This window comes from Actinomadura meyerae (genome assembly GCF_900188445.1).
Classification (GTDB): domain Bacteria; phylum Actinomycetota; class Actinomycetes; order Streptosporangiales; family Streptosporangiaceae; genus Spirillospora; species Spirillospora meyerae.
This window is the reverse complement of record NZ_FZOR01000032.1, coordinates 1-19,478: the sequence shown is the minus strand read 5'-3', so window position 1 is coordinate 19,478 and position 19,478 is coordinate 1. Positions and strand designations below refer to the sequence as shown.

General features: G+C 72.6%; 21 protein-coding genes. 18 read left to right on the top strand and 3 right to left on the bottom strand.

Annotated elements, in window-relative coordinates:
• Window positions 1-55 precede the first annotated feature (55 nt).
• The 8 genes from CHF16_RS27625 (at window position 56) to CHF16_RS27590 (ending at window position 6,719) form a co-directional block, all read left to right on the top strand.
• Window positions 56-940 (top strand): sugar phosphate isomerase/epimerase family protein, encoded by an 885-nt coding sequence (locus tag CHF16_RS27625; RefSeq protein WP_089329064.1) that lies wholly within the window; start codon window positions 56-58, stop codon window positions 938-940.
• Window positions 937-1,533 (top strand): TetR/AcrR family transcriptional regulator, encoded by a 597-nt coding sequence (locus tag CHF16_RS41950; protein WP_089329063.1) that lies wholly within the window; start codon window positions 937-939, stop codon window positions 1,531-1,533. The genes CHF16_RS27625 and CHF16_RS41950 overlap by 4 nt, the downstream gene beginning before the upstream one ends.
• Window positions 1,534-1,614: 81 nt before the next feature.
• Window positions 1,615-2,364: an ABC transporter ATP-binding protein gene (locus tag CHF16_RS27615; protein WP_089329062.1), complete on the top strand. Its 750-nt coding sequence runs from the start codon at window positions 1,615-1,617 to the stop codon at window positions 2,362-2,364.
• The gene (locus CHF16_RS27610; RefSeq protein WP_089329061.1) at window positions 2,361-3,095 is read left to right on the top strand and encodes an ABC transporter permease; all 735 of its coding nucleotides are present in this window, start codon (window positions 2,361-2,363) and stop codon (window positions 3,093-3,095) included. The genes CHF16_RS27615 and CHF16_RS27610 overlap by 4 nt, the downstream gene beginning before the upstream one ends.
• 71 nt (window positions 3,096-3,166) lie before the next feature.
• On the top strand, window positions 3,167-4,348 hold the full coding sequence (locus tag CHF16_RS27605) for an LCP family protein (RefSeq protein ID WP_089329060.1): 1,182 nt from the start codon (window positions 3,167-3,169) through the stop codon (window positions 4,346-4,348).
• Between the two features lie 66 nt (window positions 4,349-4,414).
• The gene (locus tag CHF16_RS27600; protein WP_089329059.1) at window positions 4,415-5,335 is read left to right on the top strand and encodes a proline dehydrogenase family protein; all 921 of its coding nucleotides are present in this window, start codon (window positions 4,415-4,417) and stop codon (window positions 5,333-5,335) included.
• Window positions 5,336-5,386: 51 nt separating this feature from the next.
• Complete coding sequence (gene proC / locus CHF16_RS27595; RefSeq protein ID WP_089329118.1) at window positions 5,387-6,181, top strand: pyrroline-5-carboxylate reductase; 795 nt, start codon at window positions 5,387-5,389, stop codon at window positions 6,179-6,181.
• A 103-nt stretch (window positions 6,182-6,284) separates the two neighbouring features.
• Window positions 6,285-6,719, top strand: coding sequence for a hypothetical protein (locus tag CHF16_RS27590; protein ID WP_179271728.1), 435 nt, complete (start codon window positions 6,285-6,287; stop codon window positions 6,717-6,719).
• Between the two features lie 48 nt (window positions 6,720-6,767).
• Here CHF16_RS27590 and CHF16_RS27585 read toward each other — a convergent pair whose 3' ends face one another.
• Window positions 6,768-7,748 (bottom strand): alpha/beta hydrolase, encoded by a 981-nt coding sequence (locus CHF16_RS27585; RefSeq protein WP_089329058.1) that lies wholly within the window; start codon window positions 7,746-7,748, stop codon window positions 6,768-6,770.
• Window positions 7,749-7,910: 162 nt separating this feature from the next.
• On the opposite strand from CHF16_RS27585, the gene CHF16_RS27580 reads away from it, so the two are divergent.
• From CHF16_RS27580 to CHF16_RS27555, 6 genes are all read left to right on the top strand, one after another.
• Window positions 7,911-9,125 carry an acetoin utilization protein AcuC gene (locus CHF16_RS27580; RefSeq protein WP_179271727.1) on the top strand — a complete coding sequence of 405 codons (1,215 nt, stop codon included), beginning with the start codon at window positions 7,911-7,913 and terminating at the stop codon, window positions 9,123-9,125.
• Between the two features lie 97 nt (window positions 9,126-9,222).
• On the top strand, window positions 9,223-10,080 hold the full coding sequence (locus tag CHF16_RS27575; protein ID WP_089329057.1) for a phosphatase: 858 nt from the start codon (window positions 9,223-9,225) through the stop codon (window positions 10,078-10,080).
• 351 nt (window positions 10,081-10,431) lie between these two features.
• Entirely contained in the window at window positions 10,432-10,635 is a 204-nt protein-coding gene (locus CHF16_RS27570) for a helix-turn-helix domain-containing protein (protein WP_021591693.1), read from the top strand.
• A gap of 444 nt (window positions 10,636-11,079) precedes the next feature.
• Window positions 11,080-11,178, top strand: a complete 99-nt coding sequence (locus CHF16_RS27565; protein WP_018654693.1) for a 30S ribosomal protein bS22 — start codon at window positions 11,080-11,082, stop codon at window positions 11,176-11,178.
• Between the two features lie 47 nt (window positions 11,179-11,225).
• Window positions 11,226-12,227: an NAD-dependent epimerase/dehydratase family protein gene (locus tag CHF16_RS27560; RefSeq protein WP_089329056.1), complete on the top strand. Its 1,002-nt coding sequence runs from the start codon at window positions 11,226-11,228 to the stop codon at window positions 12,225-12,227.
• A gap of 12 nt (window positions 12,228-12,239) precedes the next feature.
• A complete protein-coding gene (locus CHF16_RS27555) occupies window positions 12,240-13,208 on the top strand; it encodes a lysophospholipid acyltransferase family protein (protein ID WP_425427517.1) in 969 nt (322 codons plus the stop codon).
• A 38-nt stretch (window positions 13,209-13,246) separates the two neighbouring features.
• On the opposite strand, the gene CHF16_RS27550 is transcribed toward CHF16_RS27555, so the two are convergent.
• On the bottom strand, window positions 13,247-14,104 hold the full coding sequence (locus tag CHF16_RS27550; RefSeq protein WP_089329055.1) for an RNA polymerase sigma-70 factor: 858 nt from the start codon (window positions 14,102-14,104) through the stop codon (window positions 13,247-13,249).
• A 196-nt stretch (window positions 14,105-14,300) separates the two neighbouring features.
• Between CHF16_RS27550 and CHF16_RS27545 the strand changes: the two genes are divergently transcribed.
• Entirely contained in the window at window positions 14,301-15,455 is a 1,155-nt protein-coding gene (locus CHF16_RS27545) for a cytochrome P450 (protein ID WP_089329054.1), read from the top strand.
• Window positions 15,456-15,496: 41 nt separating this feature from the next.
• On the opposite strand, the gene CHF16_RS40995 is transcribed toward CHF16_RS27545, so the two are convergent.
• Entirely contained in the window at window positions 15,497-16,372 is an 876-nt protein-coding gene (locus CHF16_RS40995; RefSeq protein ID WP_218826866.1) for a hypothetical protein, read from the bottom strand.
• On the opposite strand from CHF16_RS40995, the gene CHF16_RS27535 reads away from it, so the two are divergent.
• From CHF16_RS27535 to CHF16_RS27525, 3 genes are all read left to right on the top strand, one after another.
• Window positions 16,358-17,143 carry a hypothetical protein gene (locus tag CHF16_RS27535; RefSeq protein WP_143228144.1) on the top strand — a complete coding sequence of 262 codons (786 nt, stop codon included), beginning with the start codon at window positions 16,358-16,360 and terminating at the stop codon, window positions 17,141-17,143. The genes CHF16_RS40995 and CHF16_RS27535 overlap by 15 nt on opposite strands.
• Window positions 17,133-18,089 (top strand): prolyl aminopeptidase, encoded by a 957-nt coding sequence (pip, locus tag CHF16_RS27530; RefSeq protein WP_089329052.1) that lies wholly within the window; start codon window positions 17,133-17,135, stop codon window positions 18,087-18,089. The genes CHF16_RS27535 and pip overlap by 11 nt, the downstream gene beginning before the upstream one ends.
• A gap of 182 nt (window positions 18,090-18,271) precedes the next feature.
• The gene (locus CHF16_RS27525; RefSeq protein WP_143228143.1) at window positions 18,272-19,183 is read left to right on the top strand and encodes an NBR1-Ig-like domain-containing protein; all 912 of its coding nucleotides are present in this window, start codon (window positions 18,272-18,274) and stop codon (window positions 19,181-19,183) included.
• The last annotated feature ends 295 nt before the right edge of the window (window positions 19,184-19,478 follow it).

Genomic DNA, 19,478 nt, shown 5'->3' with positions numbered 1-19,478 from the left:
TTTGCCTTGCGAACCTGATGAACATCGTCGAGCGATCATTCCTGGCGAGGAAGCCTTGACCCCGCAGCACAACGGCGTCAGTACACCGGCTCTCCGGGTACCGGACGCGCCGATCACGCTCTCCACCGCGTCGGTCTACCCCGAGAAGGTACCGAGCGCGTTCGAGATCGCCGCGCTGCTGGGCTACGACGGCATCGAGGTCATGGTCTCCACGGACGCCTCCTCGCAGGACCTGAACGTCCTGCGCCGGCTGTCCGACTACCACCAGGTTCCGATCAAGTCGATCCACGCGCCCTGCCTGCTGCTCACGCAGCGCGTGTGGGGGCGCGAGCCGTGGGGCAAGCTCATCCGCTCCAAGGAGGTCGCCGAGGAGCTGGGCGCGGAGGTCGTCGTCGTCCACCCGCCGTTCCGGTGGCAGCGCGACTACGCCAAGGAGTTCGTCGAGGGCCTCGCCCGCATGCAGGAGGAGACGGACGTCCTGTTCGCGGTGGAGAACATGTTCCCGCTCAAGGCGCGCGGTGCCGAGGCGGGCATGTACCTGCCCGACTGGAACCCCGTCGACCAGGACTACCCGTACGTCACGCTCGACCTGTCCCACACCGCGGTGTCGGGGTCGGACGCCGTCGACATGGCCGGGGCCCTGGGCGACCGCCTGCGGCACATCCACCTCGCCGACGGCGTGGGCATCACGAACAAGGACGAGCATCTCGTCCCTGGGCGGGGCAACCAGCCGTGCGGGCCGATGCTGGAGAACCTCGCCGAGGGCGGTTTCCGGGGGCACGTCGTCCTCGAAGTGAACACGCGGCGCGCGTCCAGCCGGGTCGAGCGGATGGAGGACCTCGCCGAGGCCCTGGCGTTCGCCCGCCTGCACCTGGCCGCCTCCGCGCACACCTGGGAGGTCACGCCGGCCGGGGAGATCACCCGCCGGGGCGTGCGGTGACGCAGGCCGCCGGGCGCCGCGGCCGGGGCCCCGGGCGGCGCCCCGGCCCGACCGAGACGCGGGAGAAGATCCTCGCCGCGGCCCGGGACCTGTTCGCCGAGAAGGGCTACGACGGGGCGTCGCTGCGCGCGATCGCGCGCGCCGCCGGGGTCGACCCCGCGCTCGTCCACCACTTCTTCGGCAGCAAGGAGGGCGTGTTCATCGAGGCGATGCGCTTCCCGGTGGACCCGTCCTTCATCCTGCCGCGCATCATGGCGTCGCCGCACGACAAGCTCGGCGAGACGATGGTCCGCACGTTCCTGGACGTGTGGGGCGACGACGACCGCCGCGCGCCGATGCTGGCGATGCTCCGCTCCGCGATGACGAACGAGCGGGCGGCGGCGCTGCTGCGCGAGTTCGTCACGGTCGCCCTGTTCGGGAAGGCGAAGGAGGCGACCCAGGCGCCGCCGCTCGGGATCCAGGCGGCGGCCGGGCAGATGATCGGGCTGATGATCCTGCGGTACGTGCTGCGCATCGAGCCGATGGCCTCCGCCACGGAGGACGAGCTGATCGAGCTGGTCGCCCCGGCCGTCCAGCGCTACCTGACGGGCTGACCGTCCCGCTCCCCGCGCATTCCCCCGGGTGCTCCATGCCCACGTCTTGACCGGGGACCACCGCGCGCTTAAATTCAACACATGATGAGTTTTAGTCCGGAGGGTGCGGCCGAGCCGGCGGTCCGGGTCCGGGACCTGCGGGTCGTGCGCGGCGGCCGGGAGGTGCTGCACGGGCTCACCTTCGACATCCCGCGCGGTTCGATCGTCGGGCTGCTCGGCCCGAGCGGCTGCGGGAAGACCACGCTGATCCGGGCGCTCGTCGGCGTCCAGATCGTGGCGGGCGGCACCGTGACCGTGCTCGGCGAGCCCGCCGGGTCGGCGGGGCTGCGGCACCGCGTCGGGTACGCGACGCAGTCGCCCGCCGTGTACGCCGACCTCACCGTCGCCGAGAACCTGCGCTACTTCGCGTCCGTGCTGCGCGCGCCGCGCTCGGACGTCGACCGCGTCATCGACGAGGTCGGGCTCGGCCGCAGCCGCGACCAGACGGCGGCGACGCTGTCCGGCGGGCAGCTCAGCCGCGTCAACCTCGCCGTGGCGCTGCTCGGCTCGCCGGAGCTCGTCGTCCTGGACGAGCCGACCGTGGGCCTCGATCCGGTGCTGCGGCAGGAGCTGTGGGAGCTGTTCCGCGAGCTGGCCGACCAGGGCGCGACGCTCGTGGTGTCCAGCCACGTGATGGACGAGGCGGGCCGCACCGACCGGCTGCTGCTGATGCGCGAGGGCGCCGTCCTCGCCGACGGCACCCCGGAGGGGCTGCGCGCCCGCACCGGCACGCCCGACCTCGAGGCGGCGTTCCTGCACCTGATCACCGAGAGGGCCGGGAGTCCGACATGAACACGGCGATCACGCTCGCCACGACGCGGCGCATCCTGGCGCAGCTCAGGCACGACCACCGCACGCTCGGGCTGCTCATCGGCGTGCCGGCGCTGCTGATGATCCTGCTGCGCTACGTGTTCGACGAGCCGATGCTCTTCGACCGGATCGGCCCGATGCTGCTCGGGCTGTTCCCGTTCATCGTGATGTTCGTCGTCGCCAGCGTCGCCACCCTCCGGGAGCGGACGAGCGGCACCCTGGAGCGGCTGATGACCATGCCGCTCGGCAAGCTCGACCTGCTGCTCGGCTACGCGCTCGCGTTCGGGCTGATCGCGCTGGTCCAGATCGCGGTGGTGCTGGCGATCTCGCTGACGTGGCTGGGCCTCGACCTGACCGGCTCGCTCGGCTCGCTGGTGCTCGTCTCCGTCCTGGACGCCCTGCTCGGCATGGCGCTCGGCCTGTTCGCCAGCGCGTTCGCGCGGACCGAGTTCCAGGCCGTCCAGTTCATGCCCGCGTTCGTCCTGCCGCAGACGCTGCTGTGCGGGCTGATCGTCCCGCGCGAGGACATGGCGTCCTGGCTGCGGGCCATCGCGGACGTCCTGCCGCTGTCGTACGCGGTGGAGGGCATGCAAGAGATCAGTGCCCGGCCCGACTTCACCGGCACCTTGGTGGTGGACGTGGTCGTCATCGCCGCCTTCACGGTCGGGGCGCTGGTGCTGGGCGCGGTCACGCTCCGGCGCCGCACCGCCTAGCCTGCGGCCAACCCGGACAGGCAGGGCGAAGTGGGCCATCCCCGGTCGATCCTGCTGGTAGCTTCTGCGCCATGACCGCGCCAGAACATCCCGGGTCGCAGGGGCCCCAGGCAGGGCAGCAGGCAGCGCCGCACGCGGCCGCGCCCCCGCCGCCGGGGGAGGGGCCCCCGCCGCAGGCGGCGGGGAAGTCCGAGGCCGACGACGCGTTCTGGGCGGGCGCCGACGGCGCGGAGCGGCAGCGCAAGCGCCGGTGGCCGCGCGTCCTGATCGCCGTGGGCGTGTTCGTCGCGCTGCTCGCGGCCGGGATCGGCGGCCTGGCGTGGCAGCGCCAGTCGTCCTACCTCGGCAACATCGACCGGCAGAAGAACGTCATGCCGGGCGAGGGCCCGAACCGTCCGGAGCGGAACGTGGAGGGCACCGAGAACTGGCTGCTCGTCGGGTCCGACTCGCGCGCGGAGAGCGCCACGACCGGCGAGGGCAACGACGTCTGGAAGCCGGGCCAGCAGCGCACCGACACGATCATGCTGCTGCACCTGCCCGCGGACCGGAAGAAGGCGTACATCATCTCCTTCCCGCGCGACTCGTGGGTGGAGATCCCCGGCTACGGCAAGCAGAAGATCAACGCGGCGTTCTCGTTCGGCGGGCCGAAGCTGCTGATCGAGACGCTGGAGGGCCTCACCGGGATCCGGATCGACCACTACGGCGCGATCGACTTCGAGGGGTTCAAGACGATGACGGACGCGCTCGGCGGCGTCACCGTCAACATCAAGCAGAGCGTGTACGACCCGGCCCGCAAGAAGCAGTGGACGGCGGGCAGGCAGAAGCTGGACGGCGAGGAGGCGCTGCTGTTCGTCCGCCAGCGCTACAACCTGCCGAATGGCGACTTCGACCGGATCAAGCGCCAGCAGGCGTTCCTCGGCGCCCTCGCCAAGCAGGCCGCCGACCGCGGCACGCTCACCAACCCGCTCAAGCTGGACCGGTTCCTGTCCGCGCTCACCAAGTCGATCAGCGTGGACGACGGCGTGTCGGGCGGCCACCTGCGGTCGCTGGTGTTGAGCATGCGCAGCGTCCGCGCCTCGGACGTGGTGTTCATGACGCTGCCGTTCAAAGGCACCGGGACGCGCGCCAAGCAGAGCGTCGTGCTGCTGGATCCGGCGAAGTCGAAGCAGCTGTTCGAGGCGGTCAAGTCCGCGCGCATGGCCGAGTACGTCCAGCGGCACGGCGGCGGCAACAGCCTCGGCACCGTCTCGTGATCTCCGCGCGGCCGCGGGCTTAACCTGGGACGCGGAGGCACGGACGAGGACCGGGGGGTGCGCACAGTGCTTCGTCAGGCGTTGCTCGCCGCGTCGCGCAGCGGCGGCGCGCGCAGGCTGGTGGAGACCGCGCCGTTCACCGGCGACGTCGTCCGGCGCTTCATCGCGGGCGAGACCATCGAGGACGCCGCGCGCGTCACGGAGCGGCTCATCGGCGAGGGCAGGCTCGTCACCCTGGACGTCCTGGGCGAGGACATGCAGGACGAGGGGGGTGCCGAGGCGAACGTCCGGCGCTACGTCGAGCTGCTGGAACGGCTGGGGGAGGCCGGTCTCGGTGTGCGCGCCGAGGTGTCGCTGAAGCTGTCGGCCATCGGTCAGTCCCTCGGCGAAGACCTCGCCCTGGAGAACGCCAGACGCGTCTGCACGGCCGCACGTGACGCCGGTACGACGGTGACCATCGACACGGAGGAGCACACCACCGTCGATTCGAACCTCCGGATCGTCCAGGAACTGCGGCGCGACCACCCGGACGTGGGGGCCGTCGTCCAGGCGTATCTGCGGCGGGCAGAGGAGTACTGCACGGAACTGGCCTACGAGGGTTCGCGGGTAAGGCTGTGCAAGGGCGCGTACGCGGCTCCCGCATCGGTGGCCTTCTCCGACAAGGAAGAGATCGACAGGTCGTACGTCCGCTGTATGAAGGTCCTGATGGCGGGCAAGGGCTACCCGATGATCGCCACCCACGACCCCCGGCTCATCGAGATCGCCGAGGCACTGTCGGTCCTGCACGAGCGCGACCCGGGCACGTTCGAGTACCAGATGCTGTACGGCGTGCGCTCGCAGGAGCAGCGCAGGCTGGCCGCGCAGGGCGCGCAGGTGCGCACCTACGTCCCCTACGGGCCCGAGTGGTACGAGTACTTCATGCGCCGCATGGCGGAACGTCCGGCCAACCTGCGCCTCTTCGCGCGCTCCCTCGCCAGGCGCTCCTGACCCGGCCGATAGGCTGGACCGGTCGTTGAATCCCCACGTCAAGGTATGCCGATGATCGCGATTCTGGGTGCCGGGAAGATGGGCGAGGCGCTGCTGTCCGGGGTGCTCCGGGCCGGCCGCCGCCCGTCCGAGCTGATGGCGACCGCGCGCCGGGAGGAGCGCGGCGCGCTGCTGCGCGAGCGGTACGGCGTCGAGGTCGTGCCGAACGCGGAGGCCGCGGCGACGGCGGAGACCCTGGTCCTCGCGGTGAAGCCGCAGGACATGGGCGCCCTGCTGGAGGAGATCGGCGCGCACGTGCCGCCCGGCCGGCTGGTGGTCTCGATGGCGGCCGGCATCACCACCGGGTTCATCGAGGCGAGGCTGCCGGACGGCGTCCCGGTCGTGCGGGTCATGTCGAACACGCCGGTGCACGTGGACGAGGCGATGAGCGTGATCTCGCCCGGGTCGCACGCGGCGGAGGAGCACCTGAAGCTGGCCGAGGAGCTGCTGTCCCCGGTCGGGAAGGTGCTGCGCATCCCCGAGTCGCTGCAGGACGGCGCGACGGCCCTGTCCGGCAGCGGCCCCGCGTACTTCTACTACCTGGTCGAGGCGATGGTGGACGCCGGCATCCTGCTCGGCATGCCGCGCGCCGCCGCGCTGGAGATGGTGATCCAGTCGGCGGTCGGCGCGGCGGTGATGCTGCGCGACTCCGGCGAGCACCCGGTATTGCTGCGCGAGGCGGTGACCTCGCCGGGCGGGACGACGATCTCGGCGATCCGGGAGCTGGAGCGGCACGGCGTCCGCGCCGCGGTGCTGGAGGCCATCGAGGCGGCCCGCAACCGGGGCCGCGAGCTCGCGAGCGGCTGACGAAGCGCCCCTCCGCCCGTGCCCACCCCGCCCGCGGCGGTTCTCATGAAAAGTTCATCTTTGAACATTGAGCCGGTCATGGGGGCGGACTCGTGTTAGGGGTATGGGACTCATACTCCGCCTGATCGTCGCCGCCGGGCTGGCGGCCGACGCGATCGTGCACTGGATGTTCGCGCCCGACATGGCCTACGTCGAGGGCGGGTCCATCGGAGGCGACGACCTCTTCCGGATCCAGGCGGCGGTCGCGGGGGTGGTCGCCGTCATCGTCCTCACCTACGCGTCCCGCTGGGCGTACGCGCTGGCGTTCCTCGTCGCGGCGAGCGCGGCCGGCGCCGTCGTCCTCTACTACTACGCCGACCCCGGCGCGCTCGGCCCGCTGCCCGACATGCACGAGCCCGTCTGGTACCTCGACAAGACGATCAGCCTGGTGGGTGAGGGCGGCGCCGCGCTGGCCGCGCTGGCCGGGTTCTTCGTGGCGGGCGGTCGCCGCCGCTCGGAGGAGGACGCCCTGGAGCCCGAGGCCGCGGGCCGCTTCTAGCCACGGCCCGCTGCTGGCCGCAGGCCCGTCCCTCCGTCGCGCCGGACGCTAGGCCGCCTTGGTGCGCCCTTTCGGCTTGCCGGTGACGGACTGGATGAAGCGGGCCGCGTGGTCCATCGCCTCGCCGGCCTCGGGCAGGACGCGGTTAAGGATCTGGAAGACGTGCATCTGGCCGTTCCAGACCTGGAGCTCGCAGTCCCCGCCGGCCTCGCGCAGCGCCTCGGCGAACGCCTCGGCCTCGGTGCGCAGCACCTCGGCGCCGCCGACCTGGATGAGGACGGGCGGCATGTCCGTCCACGCGCAGGTCAGCAGGGCGAGCCGCGGGTCGTCGAAACCGGCCGGGCCCACCACGAGCCGCGCGATCCGCCGCGCGGAGGCGGCGCTGATGTACGGGTCGCGGGCGCGCTCCTGCGCCTGGATGGACAGCTCGCAGGTCAGGTCCACCCACGGGGAGAACAGCGTGATCCCGGCGGGGTTCGGCAGTTCCAGCCGGCAGATCTCCCCGGCGAGCACGGCGGCGAGGTGGCCGCCGGCCGAGTCGCCCGCGATCACGATGCGGGACGCGGGCACGCCCCGCGCGAGCAGCCACCGGTACGCGGCGACGGCGTCCTCCAGCGGCGCCGGGAACGGGTGCTCGGGCGCCAGCCGGTACCGCAGCGCGAGGACGGGCAGCCCGGTGTCGTGCGCGAGCCGCGACGTCATCGGCCGGTGGGTGCGCGGCGAGCAGGCCACGTAGCCGCCGCCGTGCAGGTAGAGCACGGCTCCGCGGGGCCGCCTGCCTTCGGCGGCGTCGCGCGGGGCGACCCACTCGCCTCTGACCTGGCGTTCCTCGCCGTCCTCCTCCTGCCGCTCGTCCAGTCCCTCGATCCGCACACCGGGGTGGGGCCGCATCAGTAATGAGGCGGCGTCCACCGTGGAACGGGCGGTCCGGAGCCCGGTGGTGTGGCCGGGGAGGTACTGCAGGAGAGGCCGGACGCCCAGGCGCAGAGCGCTGCTGATCGCTCGGCTGCGAACGCTCGGGCTGTCCATGGACCCCCCTTTGGTGTTTTCGTGTCGTGTGATCGGTATGCCCGTTTTTGGCGGGTAACTCACGTCACACTGCCGAAAGCGGGCCGGGCGGGCACCGGATGGGCACGGGGGGCCGCTCGGCCTGTGAGCCAGGCCACGTGACGCTCGCGATACCGTGAGGTCATGAGCGGTCCCGATTCGTCCCCATCCTCCGAGCCCGAGAACTGCGGATTGACGATCTTCTGGGACGAGCGGCTCATCTCCTACGACTTCGGCCCCGGGCATCCGATGAACCCGGTGCGCGTCGAGCTGACGATGGCGCTGGCGCGCGAGCTCGGCGTCCTGAGCCGGCCCAACGTGCGCGTGTCGCCGTTCGAGGCGGCCGGCGACAAGCTGCTGCGGCTCGTCCACGAGGAGTCCTACATCGCGGCGGTCAAGCACGCCGGGACGACCGGGCTGCCCGACGGGCGGCACGGGCTCGGTACCACCGACAACCCGATCTTCCTCGGCATGCACGAGGCGTCCGCCCTGGTCGCGGGCGCGTCGGTGGCCGCCGCCGAGGCCGTGTGGACGGGCGGGGCCGAGCACGCCGCGAACGTCTCCGGCGGCCTGCACCACGCGCTCGCCGGCGCCGCCAGCGGCTTCTGCGTCTACAACGACCCCGCGATCGCGATCGCCTGGCTGCTGGAGAACGGCGCCGAGCGCGTCGCCTACGTCGACATCGACGTCCACCACGGCGACGGCGTCCAGGCCGCGTTCTACGACGACCCGCGGGTGCTGACGATCAGCCTGCACGAGTCGCCGCGCACGCTGTTCCCCGGCACCGGGTTCCCCGACGAGACGGGCGCCGAGGGCACGTCCGTCAACATCTCGCTGCCGCCCGGCACCGGCGACCGGCCGTGGCTGCGCGCGTTCGACGCGATCGTCCCGCCGCTGCTGCACCGGTTCCGGCCCGACGTCCTCGTCACCCAGCAGGGCGCCGACGGGCACGCGCTCGACCCGCTCGCGCATCTGATCCTCAGCGTGGACGGGCAGCGGACGGCCTACGAGCGGCTGCACCGGCTGGCGCACGAGACCGCCGGAGGGCGCTGGGTGCTCACCGGCGGCGGCGGGTACGAGCTGGTCCAGGTCGTCCCGCGCGCGTGGACGCACCTGCTCGCCGAGGCGGCGGGCGGCCGCATCCCGCCGGACACCGCGACCCCGGAGCCGTGGCGCGAGTTCGTCCGGCTGCGCACGGACGAGGTGGCCCCCCGCCGGATGACGGACGGGACCGAGGTGGTGGAAGGCGCCACGTGGGGGGACGGCTACGACCCGGCGAACCCGGTCGACCAGGCGGTCCTGGCGACCCGGCGGGCGGTGTTCCCCGAGCACGGCCTCGACCCGATGACCGACGTGTGATGCGGGCGAGCCACGACCCGAACAGCGGCGACCCGAACAGCGGCGACCCGAAGACCGACGAACGACGAGCCACGAGCGACGAGTGAGGCCCGTGACCATGGAGACGGCACCGAGCCGGGGCGAGCTGCGCGCCCACCTCGTCCGGACGATGATCGCCGGCGAGGTGGCGACGCCGCGCCAGAACAACCTGCTGCACTACCGGCGGATGGCCGCCGGGAACCCGTACTACCAGTTCGGCCTGGAGCTGAAGCCGTCGTGGACGGAGCGCGCCGTGCTGGAGATGATGGTGGAGCGCTGCGGCGTGAACCCCGACCCCGGGCACATCTTCGGGGACGACACCATCGACCCCGATATCACGCTCGACACGCTGGAGGCGATGGGCGAGCGCATCGGCCTGGCCGCCCGCCGCCGGGAGAACGTCGTGGTCGCGACGGGCCATCCGGCGACGCTGACGCCGCTGTACCAGGCGGTCGCGCGGGCGCTGGCCGGGGCGGGCTGCCGGGTGCTGACGCCCGCCGCCGGCTGGACGTACGAGATCGAGACCGGCTACGGCGGCTCGGAGCTGCGCCGCATCGTGTACGCCGAGCCGGGCGTCGCGATGCTGGAGGGCGACGACCACCGGACGCACCACACGCACGACCCGCACCCGATGGAGGCCATGCTCTACGAGCTCTCCCCCGTGGCCGCCAATAGCGCTCTCGCGGGGTCCGGGGAAGCTAAACCTGATATCTGGCCGGATCTGGCCATCGCCGATCACGGCTGGGCCGGCGCCGCCGGCCAGGCGGGCATCGACACCGTGGGGTTCGCGGACTGTAACGACCCGGCGCTGTTCGCCGGCGCCGCCGAAGGCAAGATCGACGTGGTCGTGCCGCTGGACGACGGCGTCTCCCCGCACCACTACGCGCCGCTGACCGCCTACATCCTCGATCACGCCGGGCTTCTCCCGGCGGACTGAGCCCCCTTACCTCCGGGCTGGGCGGGACTGGCGCCCGCATCGCCTGTCACGCGGTGTGACAGGGCGGCCGTAGCGGGGCTCATGGGCTCGCCCGGCGCCATCGGTGACTGCGGAACCGCAGGTCAAGGCGGGGTCCCGGTTGACAACCGTTCGCCATGACACGGTCGGTGCCGTTTCGTCCACGCTGCGTGCGGGAGCAGCACTGTCACCCGGTGGTCAGGTCGGGATACGGAAATGTGCGGAACTCCCCTCTTGCGACTGCCGATACGCGATTTACGCTGGAGAAGTACACGTGCGTGATCAAAGTCACCCGAAGGGCCGGTGCGCGGCACGTGTGGAAGAGGGCGTCCGATGACCTCAGGCGAGCGACCTCTGAGCGAGGTCAGGTTCCTGACCGTGGCCGAAGTGGCGGCGGTGATGCGGGTGTCCAAGATGACCGTCTACCGCCTCGTCCACTCGGGCGAGCTTCCCGCCATCCGTGTGGGCCGCTCGTTCCGGGTTCCCGAGCAGGCCGTACACGACTACCTGCGCGACGCGTACATCGAAGCCGGATAGCGGGTAGGGGCGGGGGCATGAGCCATGACCCCGCCGCGAACCCGACACCCGGCAGCGCAGGGGGCGCCGGGGCGATCCTCGCGGACCGTCCCGGAGCTGGGGAAGCAGGACGAGGACCGGCCGGCGGCCGCGAAGCGGCCACCGGAGCCGGCGTCCGGGGAACGGGGGCGAGCGGTCCCCGCGCTCCGCGATCCGGCGGGACGGTCCGGACACCGAGCGGGACGGGCGGCACGGCCGCCCGCCCCGGAGCGACGGTGCCCGGCGCCGTGCGACGCGCGGTGCCGGACGCCGCGCGCGCCGCGGGATGCGCCGCGGGTGGGCCGCGGCGTGATCTGCGCCTGTTCGGCGGTACCCTTGGGCGGCGGACCGTGCGCGCTCACCGAGCCATGCTCGCTTGCGGCGCGGCCGCCTCCTGCACACTCCCGATACGCCGAGCGAGGTCCCGTGGGCTCTGTCATCAAGAAGCGTCGCAAGCGCATGGCGAAGAAGAAGCACCGCAAGCTGCTGAAGAAGACGCGCATCCAGCGCCGCAACAAGAAGTGATCACACCGGCAGCTCAGCCGTAAGGGGTGGGGCGCACAGTGTCCTCCATGCCCACCGCCGCGGCCCGTGTCGTCCTCGTCACGGGCGTGTCCCGTTTCCTGGGGGCGCGGGTCGCGAACGCGCTCCAGGCGGACCCGGGCATCGAGCGCGTGATCGGCGTGGACACGGTGCCGCCCACCGAGAGCCTCGGACGCACCGAGTTCGTCCGCGTCGACATCCGGACGCCCGGCATCGCGAAGATCATCGCGTCGGCCGGGGTGGACACCGTGGTGCACCTCAACCTGGTGACGTCCTCGTCCGCCTCCCGGGCGAAGGCCAAAGAGCTGAACATCATCGGCACGATGCAGCTGCTCGCGGCGTGCCAGCGCTCGCCCGACATGCGCAAGCTCGTCGTGCGGTCCTCGGCCGCCGTGTACGGGTCGTCGCCGATGGACCCGGCCGTGTTCACCGAGCGGGACGAGCCGGCCGAGCCGCCGCGCTCCGGCTACGCCAAGGACGCGGTCGAGGTGGAGGGCTACGTCCGCGGGCTGATGCGGCGCCGCTCCGACCTGACCGTGTCGGTGCTGCGGTTCGCGAACTTCCTCGGCCCCGGCGTCGACTCCCCGTTCACCCGGTACCTGCACCTGCCGGTCGTCCCGACCGTGCTGGGCTTCGACCCGCGGCTCCAGTTCGTCCACGAGGACGACGGCGTCGAGGTGCTGCACCGCATGACCACCGAGGACCACCCCGGCTGCTTCAACGTCGCCGGGGAGGGCGTGCTGCTGCTCTCCCAGGCGCTCCGCCGGGCCGGGCGGCCGTACGTGCCGGTCCCGTCGCCGTCCATCTCGGTGCTCGGCGACATGGGGCGGCGCTTCGCGGGCCTGTCGGGGTTCTCGCCGGAGCTGCTGCGCTGGCTGACCTACGGCCGGGTCATCGACGTCACCGCGCTGGAGGAGGAGCTGGCGTGGCGCCCCAAGTACAGCTCCGAGGCGGCGTTCGCCGACTTCGCCGCCGCGCAGGGCCTCGGCCGCGGCCACGGCCGGCTCGCGCACCTGCTCGGACGCGCCTGAAGGGAAGCCCCGATGATGAACGCCCGGCACCTGGATGACGACGACGAGGGCGCGCAGGTCATCCCCCTCGGCACCGGCCGCCGCGAGAACGGCGACGGTCCGCAGGGCGGAGCGTCCGGCGAGGCCGGCGGCTCGGGCGATCCGGGCGGGAATCCGCTGGAGCGCGGCATCGCGTCGGGGCTGGCGTTCCTGCGCCGCCGGCTGGCCGGCGAGTACGAGGTGGACGAGTTCGGCTTCGACCCCGAGTTCAACTCCACCGTCCTGCTGCCGCTCGCCCGCGCCCTGTACGAGCACTGGTTCCGCGTCGAGCTGACCGGCCTGGAGAACGTCCCGGAGGGCGGCGCCCTGCTCGTCGCCAACCACTCGGGTACCATCCCGCTCGACGCGCTGATGCTGTCGGTCGCGCTGCACGACAACGCCGACCGCTGCGTCCGGCTCCTCGGCGCCGACCTCGTCTACCAGATCCCGGTGCTCGGCCACCTGGCCCGCAAGGCCGGCCACACCCTCGCCAGCCAGGCGGACGCGGCGCGCCTGCTCGCCAAGGGCGAGCTCGTCGGGGTCTTCCCGGAGGGGTTCAAGGGCGTCGGCAAGCCGTTCAGCGAGCGGTACCGGCTGCAGCGCTTCGGCCGCGGCGGCTTCGTCGGGACGGCGCTGCGCGCCGGCGTGCCGATCGTCCCGTGCGCCATCGTCGGGGCGGAGGAGATCTACCCCAAGATCGCGGATCTGCGGCCGCTGGCCCGGCTGCTCGGCCTGCCGTACTTCCCGATCACGCCGACGTTCCCGCTGCTCGGGCTCGGCGGGCTCGTCCCGCTGCCGTCCAAGTGGGTGATCCAGTTCGGCCCGCCGATGGCGCTGGAGGAGTACGGGCTGGACGCCGCCGACGACCCGATGACGGTCTTCGAGATCACCGACCACGTCCGCGAGAAGATCCAGCACATGCTGTACGAGGCGCTGCTGCACCGCGGCCCGGCGTTCCTGTAGGGCGGTCCTGTAGGGCCTTTCCGCCGGTCGGCCGGCCGTCAGCCGTCCGCGCCGCGGGCCGCGAACCCGCGGAGCTTGGCCGGGTTCAGCACCCACAGCAGCCGGTCGACGCCCGCGTCCGACGCGCCGATCGCCAGCAGCGCGAACGGGGTGCCGTCCCGCGTCAGCAGTGCGGCGGGGTGCCCGTTCGCCTCGACCAGCGCGACCGTCGCGCCCGGCCAGAACCGGGGCGCGAACGCCACGACGAACCTCGCGACCCGCTCGCGCCCGGCCACCGGGATCCGCGCGGCGCCGCGGACCGCGCCGCCGCCGTCGCTGTAGCTGACCGCGTCCTCGGCGAGCAGCTCCTCCAGCGCGTCGAGGTCGCCGGTGCGGGCCGCGGCGATGAACGTCTCCAGCAGCCGCCGGTGCTCGGTCCGGCTCACCGGGTTGCGGCGCTCCGCGGCGAGCCGCCGCCGCGCCCGGCTGGCGAGCTGCCGCGCGTTCGCCTCCGTGACCTGCAGGATCGCCGCGATCTCGGCGAACGGGTAGTCGAACGACTCGCGCAGCACGTACGCCGCCCGCTCCGGCGGGGACAGCCGCTCCAGCAGCAGCAGGACGGCCAGTTCGACGTCCGCGGCCTGCTCGGCGCCCTCCTCCGGGCCCCTGGCGGTGTCCACGGGTTCGGGCAGCCACGGGCCCGCGTACTGCTCGCGCCGCTTCCGCGCGGACCGCACGACGTTGATCGCCAGCCGGGTCGCCACCGTCACCAGGAAGGCGGCCGGGTCGCGCACGTCCGCGCGGTCCGCCCCCTGCCAGCGGAGCCAGGTCTCCTGGACGACGTCCTCCGCCTCGGCGGCGCTGCCGAGCATCTGGTACGCGATGCCGAACAGCTGGGGCCGCAGCCCCGCGAACACCGACGCGGCGTCATCGAGCGAATCGTCCGTGGCGGTCCCCTCCGTCGCTCCTGCCCCGACCGCCCCAGTCTATTTCGGTCGGTTCGAGGAGCCCGCACGGCCCGACCGCCCGGCGGCCGCCGCTGGTCGCCGCGACGGTGCGGCACGCACAATGAGGCTCCGTGCAAGATCGAACCGTCTCGCGGTGGAGGCTCCCATGGAAGTCCCGTTCGACCCGTTCGCCGGTCCGAGGCCCGCCGGGCAGGCCCATCCGGGCCTCGACGAGCTGCGCGAGCGGCGCCCGGCGTTCCGCAGCACCGCCGGGCAGGGCTTCTGGGTGCTGACCCGCTACGACGACGTCCTCGCCGCGTTACAGGACCCGGAGACGTTCTCCAGCCGCGCCATCGCCATCAGCGACCCGAACCCGCCGTTCCAGTGGATCCCGGTCATGCTGGACCCGCCGATCCACACGACGTGGCGGCGCCTGCTCCGCCCGTTCTTCACCCCCGTGGCCGCCGCCGCGCTCCGCGACCGGATCACCCGGCACTGCGCCGGGCTGATCGACGGCCTCGTGGCCAAGGGCTCCTGCGACTTCGTGACCGACTTCGCCCGGCTCTACCCCACGACCATCTTCCTGGAGCTGATGGGCCTGCCGATCGAGCGGCTCGACGAGTTCCTGGCCTGGGAGTACGCCATCCTGCACGCGCCGCCGTCCGGCGGCGGGCGGGCCGCCGCGATGGCCGAGGTGGCCGCCTGCTTCACCGAGCTGATCGCCGACCGCCGGGCGCACCCGCGCGACGACCTGGTCACCGCCGCGACGGCCTTCACCGTCGACGGGCGCCCCGTCACCGACGAGGAGCTGCTGCAACTGTGCACGCTGCTGTTCATCGCCGGTCTCGACACGGTCGCGTCGCAGCTGTCCTACATGTTCTGGCACCTGGCCGGGCACGACGCCGACCGGGCCCGGGTCGCCGCCGACCCGGACGGCGTCCCCGACATGGTCGAGGAGATGATGCGCGTGTACGCCATCGTCCTGCCGGCGCGCCGCCTCACCCGGGACGTCGAGCTGCACGGCTGCCCGATGAAGGCCGGGGAGATGGTCATGCTGCCGCTCGCGATGGCGAACCGCGACCCGCGCGCCGTGCCCGACGAGCCGTCGTCGGTCGACCTGGACCGTCCGCCGACGCGCCACCTGGGCTTCGGCGCGGGCCCGCACCGCTGCCTCGGCACGCACCTCGCGCGCCTCGAACTCCAGGTCGCGCTGACCGAGTGGCACGCGCGCATCCCCGACTACCGGATCACGCCCGGGGAGACTCCGCGCGAACACGCCAGCCTCGTCCTCGGGCTGGACTCCCTCCCGCTGAGCTGGTGAGGCGCCCGGCGGTCAGGAGGGCAGGGGAGAGCAGGGCAGGGTCAGTAGGGGAAGTCGGCCGCCTCGTCGATATAGCGCGCGAGCCACGGCGCCACGTTGGGGCGGGGGAACGCCTCCAGGTCGTTGAGGTAGTGCTCGGGCGAGAGGAGCTGGTCGTCGGGGAACGGGCCGTCGCCGTAGTCGTAGCCCACGGTCGTCTCTCCGCGGTCGGTGACGGTCAGCAGCAGCCGCCACCACGGCCCGGCGGGCATCTCCGCCGCGGCGAGCCGCTGGTCGCGGACGAGCGCGGAGACCGACTCCGGCACCGGCGCGGCGACCGTTCGGCGGCGCGAGGTGAACCGGAGGTGGGCGATCTCGGCGGAGACGGTGAAGGCGAACTCCGCGCGCAGCCACTCCCATCCCGGCGGCCCGAGCACGGCCAGCTCCCGCACGATCGGCTCGATCAGCCGCGCGGCCTCCGCGCCGGCCGCGCCCGCGCCGCCCGGTTCGGGGCCGACGATGGTGAAGTCCTCGGTCGCGGGGTCGTCGTGATCTCCGCCCTGCTCCAGCCACCGGACGAACTCGGCCATGTACTCGTCGGCGTCCAGCCCGGCGCGCGGGGGCCACGTGTCCTGCGGCGGCTGGGAGTCGTCGCCGGGCTGGACGGCGCGCTCCCGCGCGGTGAACTCGTCCTGCGCGACCTGCGGCGGCACCGACGACGACACCTCTTCGACGCGGCCGGAGTCGCCCACCAGGAACACCGACCGCCCCACCGGGAGGTCGAGGAACGCCATCGGGTCGCTCTCGTCCACCTCGACCGGCGCGTACACGCTCCAGCCCGCCGCGAAACGGTCCGCCGCCAATCCCGTCGTGGGGTAGTCCAGGCCGCGCGAGCGGATCCATTCCACCACCAGAGAAATAGCTTGCGCGGCGTCCATCCGATTGGCCTCCTGCGTGTCGTCCAGGTCACCCTAGGTGGTGAGCCGGTCGCGCGAAAGCGTGCGGGGGATACCGGACGGCGGAGGCGCATCTCACAGCACGGCCGCTTTCCCGGTGCGCCTGGAAAGGGCCACGCTGAACCGATGGAGGCGACCATCGGCGTTGACCGCATCCATTTCCAGCGGTACGGCTTTCGCGGCGCCACCGTCCATCCCGCCGGAGTGGTCACGCCCGCACTGATCCGCGACGCCGATTGGACGGCCATGCGGCCCGAGATACGGACGACCTCCGGCGAGACCCTGTTCCTCCCCTTGCGGCAGAAGACCGAGCTCGAACGGTTCTGCGTGCGTAACGGCGTCGTCAGGAGATCCCGGTTCGACGTCTGGGGCGACCTCCTCGAACCGTTCCTCGACACCCGGTTCGAGCCGGAAGAGGAACGCGCCACCCTCGCCCGATTGGACGCCGCCGGATTCTCCTCACGGGAGGTGGCCGAAATCCGGCGGCGGCTCACACCGCTCATGCACGCCTACAACTTCGACGCGATGGTGTGGGAGTGGGTCCATCTCGGGCTGTTCGACCTCCTCAACGCCGCCAACGCCCCCGTCGTCGACCGGGCCGTCCGCGACGAACTCGGCGAACCGGCGGAGTTCTACGCCTGGACGATGGTGATCGCCGACCGCCCCCGCCCGTCCGGCGGACACGAGTTCGAAGGCGGACACGAGTTCGAAGGCGACCACGGAATCGAGGGAAACGGAGCAGATGCACCCTGAGCGCGAGCCCTACGAGACGGGAATGCTCGATGTCGGTGACGGCAACCGGGTGTACTGGGAGGTCTGCGGGAATCCGCGGGGAAAGCCCGCGCTCGTCGTGCACGGCGGCCCGGGGTCGGGGTGCCGTCCCGGCATGCGCCAGTACTTCGATCCGGAGCGCTACCGCGTCGTCCTGTTCGACCAGCGCGGCTGCGGGCGCAGCACGCCGCACGCGAGCGACCCGGAGACCGGCCTGGAGCACAACACCACCTGGCATCTGGTCGCCGACATGGAGCGGCTCCGCGAGCACCTCGGCATCGACCGCTGGCTGCTGTTCGGCGGTTCGTGGGGCTCCACGCTCCTGCTCGCCTACGCCGAGCAGTACCCGGAACGGGTCTCGGAGATCGTCATCGCGACCGTCACCACCACCCGGCGGTCGGAGATCGACTGGCTGTACCGGGGAGTCGGGCGCTTCTTCCCCGAACAGTGGGAGCGGTTCGCCGCGCGCGCACCCGGCGCCACGACGGGCGCCGAGGTCGTCAGCGCCTACGCGCGCCTGATGGAGCATCCCGACGCCTCCATGCGGGAGCAGGTCGCGGCCGACTGGTGCGCCTGGGAGGACACCGTCCTGTTCGGGGAGACGGGGGGCACCGCGAACCCGTACGGCGACCGCCCGACGACGGCGCGGCTGGCGCTGGTGCGCATCTGCGCCCGCTACTTCGCCCATGGCGCGTGGCTGGACGACGGGGTACTGCTGCGGGAGGCGGGCCGGTTGGCGGACATACCGGGCGTGCTCGTCCACGGGCGGCGCGACATGGGCGGTCCCCTCAGGACGGCCTGGGACCTCGGCAGGGCCTGGCCCGGCTCGGAACTGGTCGTCGTGGAGGACGCGGGGCATCTGGGCAGCGTGGCGATGCGCAGGCGGGTCGTCGGGGCTCTCGACGCCTTCGCGGCGCGAGCGGACTGACGTCCGGAGCGGGGAAATAGCCGGAACCGGCCAAGGGCGCGAGGTTTACGGAGGCGTGGTGCCCCTTCACCGGCGGCGTCACGGGGGCTTTGGTCCGCGGGGAGTCGCAGTGCTTGCGCGGGGGAGGGGACTTCTGCAAGATCATGCCTGCCCGTCAGCGGACGGCGCGACTGGAGGAAGCCTTGGCCGAGGGTGCCGGCTCGACGCCGACGGAAGAGCCGACGGAAGAGAAGCGGGAGCGGCGGGAGCGCTTCGCCGCCGACCTGCGCGACCTGCGCGCCGCCGCGGGCAACCCGGCGTTCCGGACGATGGCCGGCCGGGCGGGCACCGTCAGCCACACGACGCTGCACGAGGCGGCGAAGGGCATCCGCTTCCCGAGCTGGCCGACGACGAGGGCGTTCGTCGAGGCGTGCGGCGGCGATGTCGAGGAGTGGCGCGCCCGCTGGTCCGCCGCGCTCGGCGCCGAGGAGGAACCCGGGTCCGAGTCCGCGAGCGGAGCGGAGCCGGACGCCCGCGCCGGCGCGGACGAGCACCGCGACATCGTCGAGGTGCCCGGCGACGGCACCGACCGGCCGGTGCGCGGGCGCCCGGCGCGCAGGCACGCCGCCGTCGCCGCGGTCTGCGGCGGGCTGGTGATCGTCGGCGCGGTGTCCTGGTACCTGATGCGGGACGACGAGGAGGTGCGTCCCCGGGCGGGCGCCGCCGGGGTCCGGGAGACGCCGCCGCCCAGCCCCCTCGTCAGCGGCGACAGGAGCACGTTCGTCCGCGACGTGACCATTCCCGACGGGACGTCGGTGAAGGCCGGCCGGCGCTTCGTGAAGACGTGGGAGATCGCGAACAGCGGGACCGCCCGGTGGCACGGCCGGTTCCTGCAGAGGGCGGATCTCCCGGCCGACAACGGCACCTGCTCGACGCCCGGGAAGGTTAGGGTCCCCGACACCGCGCCGGGGAAGCGGGTCCGCATCAGCGTCCCCGTCGTCGCGCCGAGCCGTCCGGGCTCCTGCTGGGTCGGCTGGAAGATGGTGGACGGCCGCGGGCAGCAGTTCCTCCCCGGCGCCCGTCCCATCTACTTCGTGGTCAACGTCGTCGAATAGCCGAGCCCGGAAAGGGCGGCCGTGGGCGGCGCCGAGGGCACCGCCCACAGCGGCCCCTTAGCCTCGATCCACCGATGGTGTATCGAGGTCGATCTCTCGGTCTTTTCGGGAGGACGGTTGAGTTGTCGGCCGCCCGCGGGCAGGGGTGATCGGCTGGTCTGTCCAGCTTTTCCACGTGTTCGGTTCCGGTCGGGCCCTGGCGGGCGGTGGATAACGGTAGGTCAGCGGCTGTCGGGTGGGGCGTGGAGGGTGGTGAACAACTGCCGCCAGGCGTCGGCCCAGGGCCAGTTGCGGG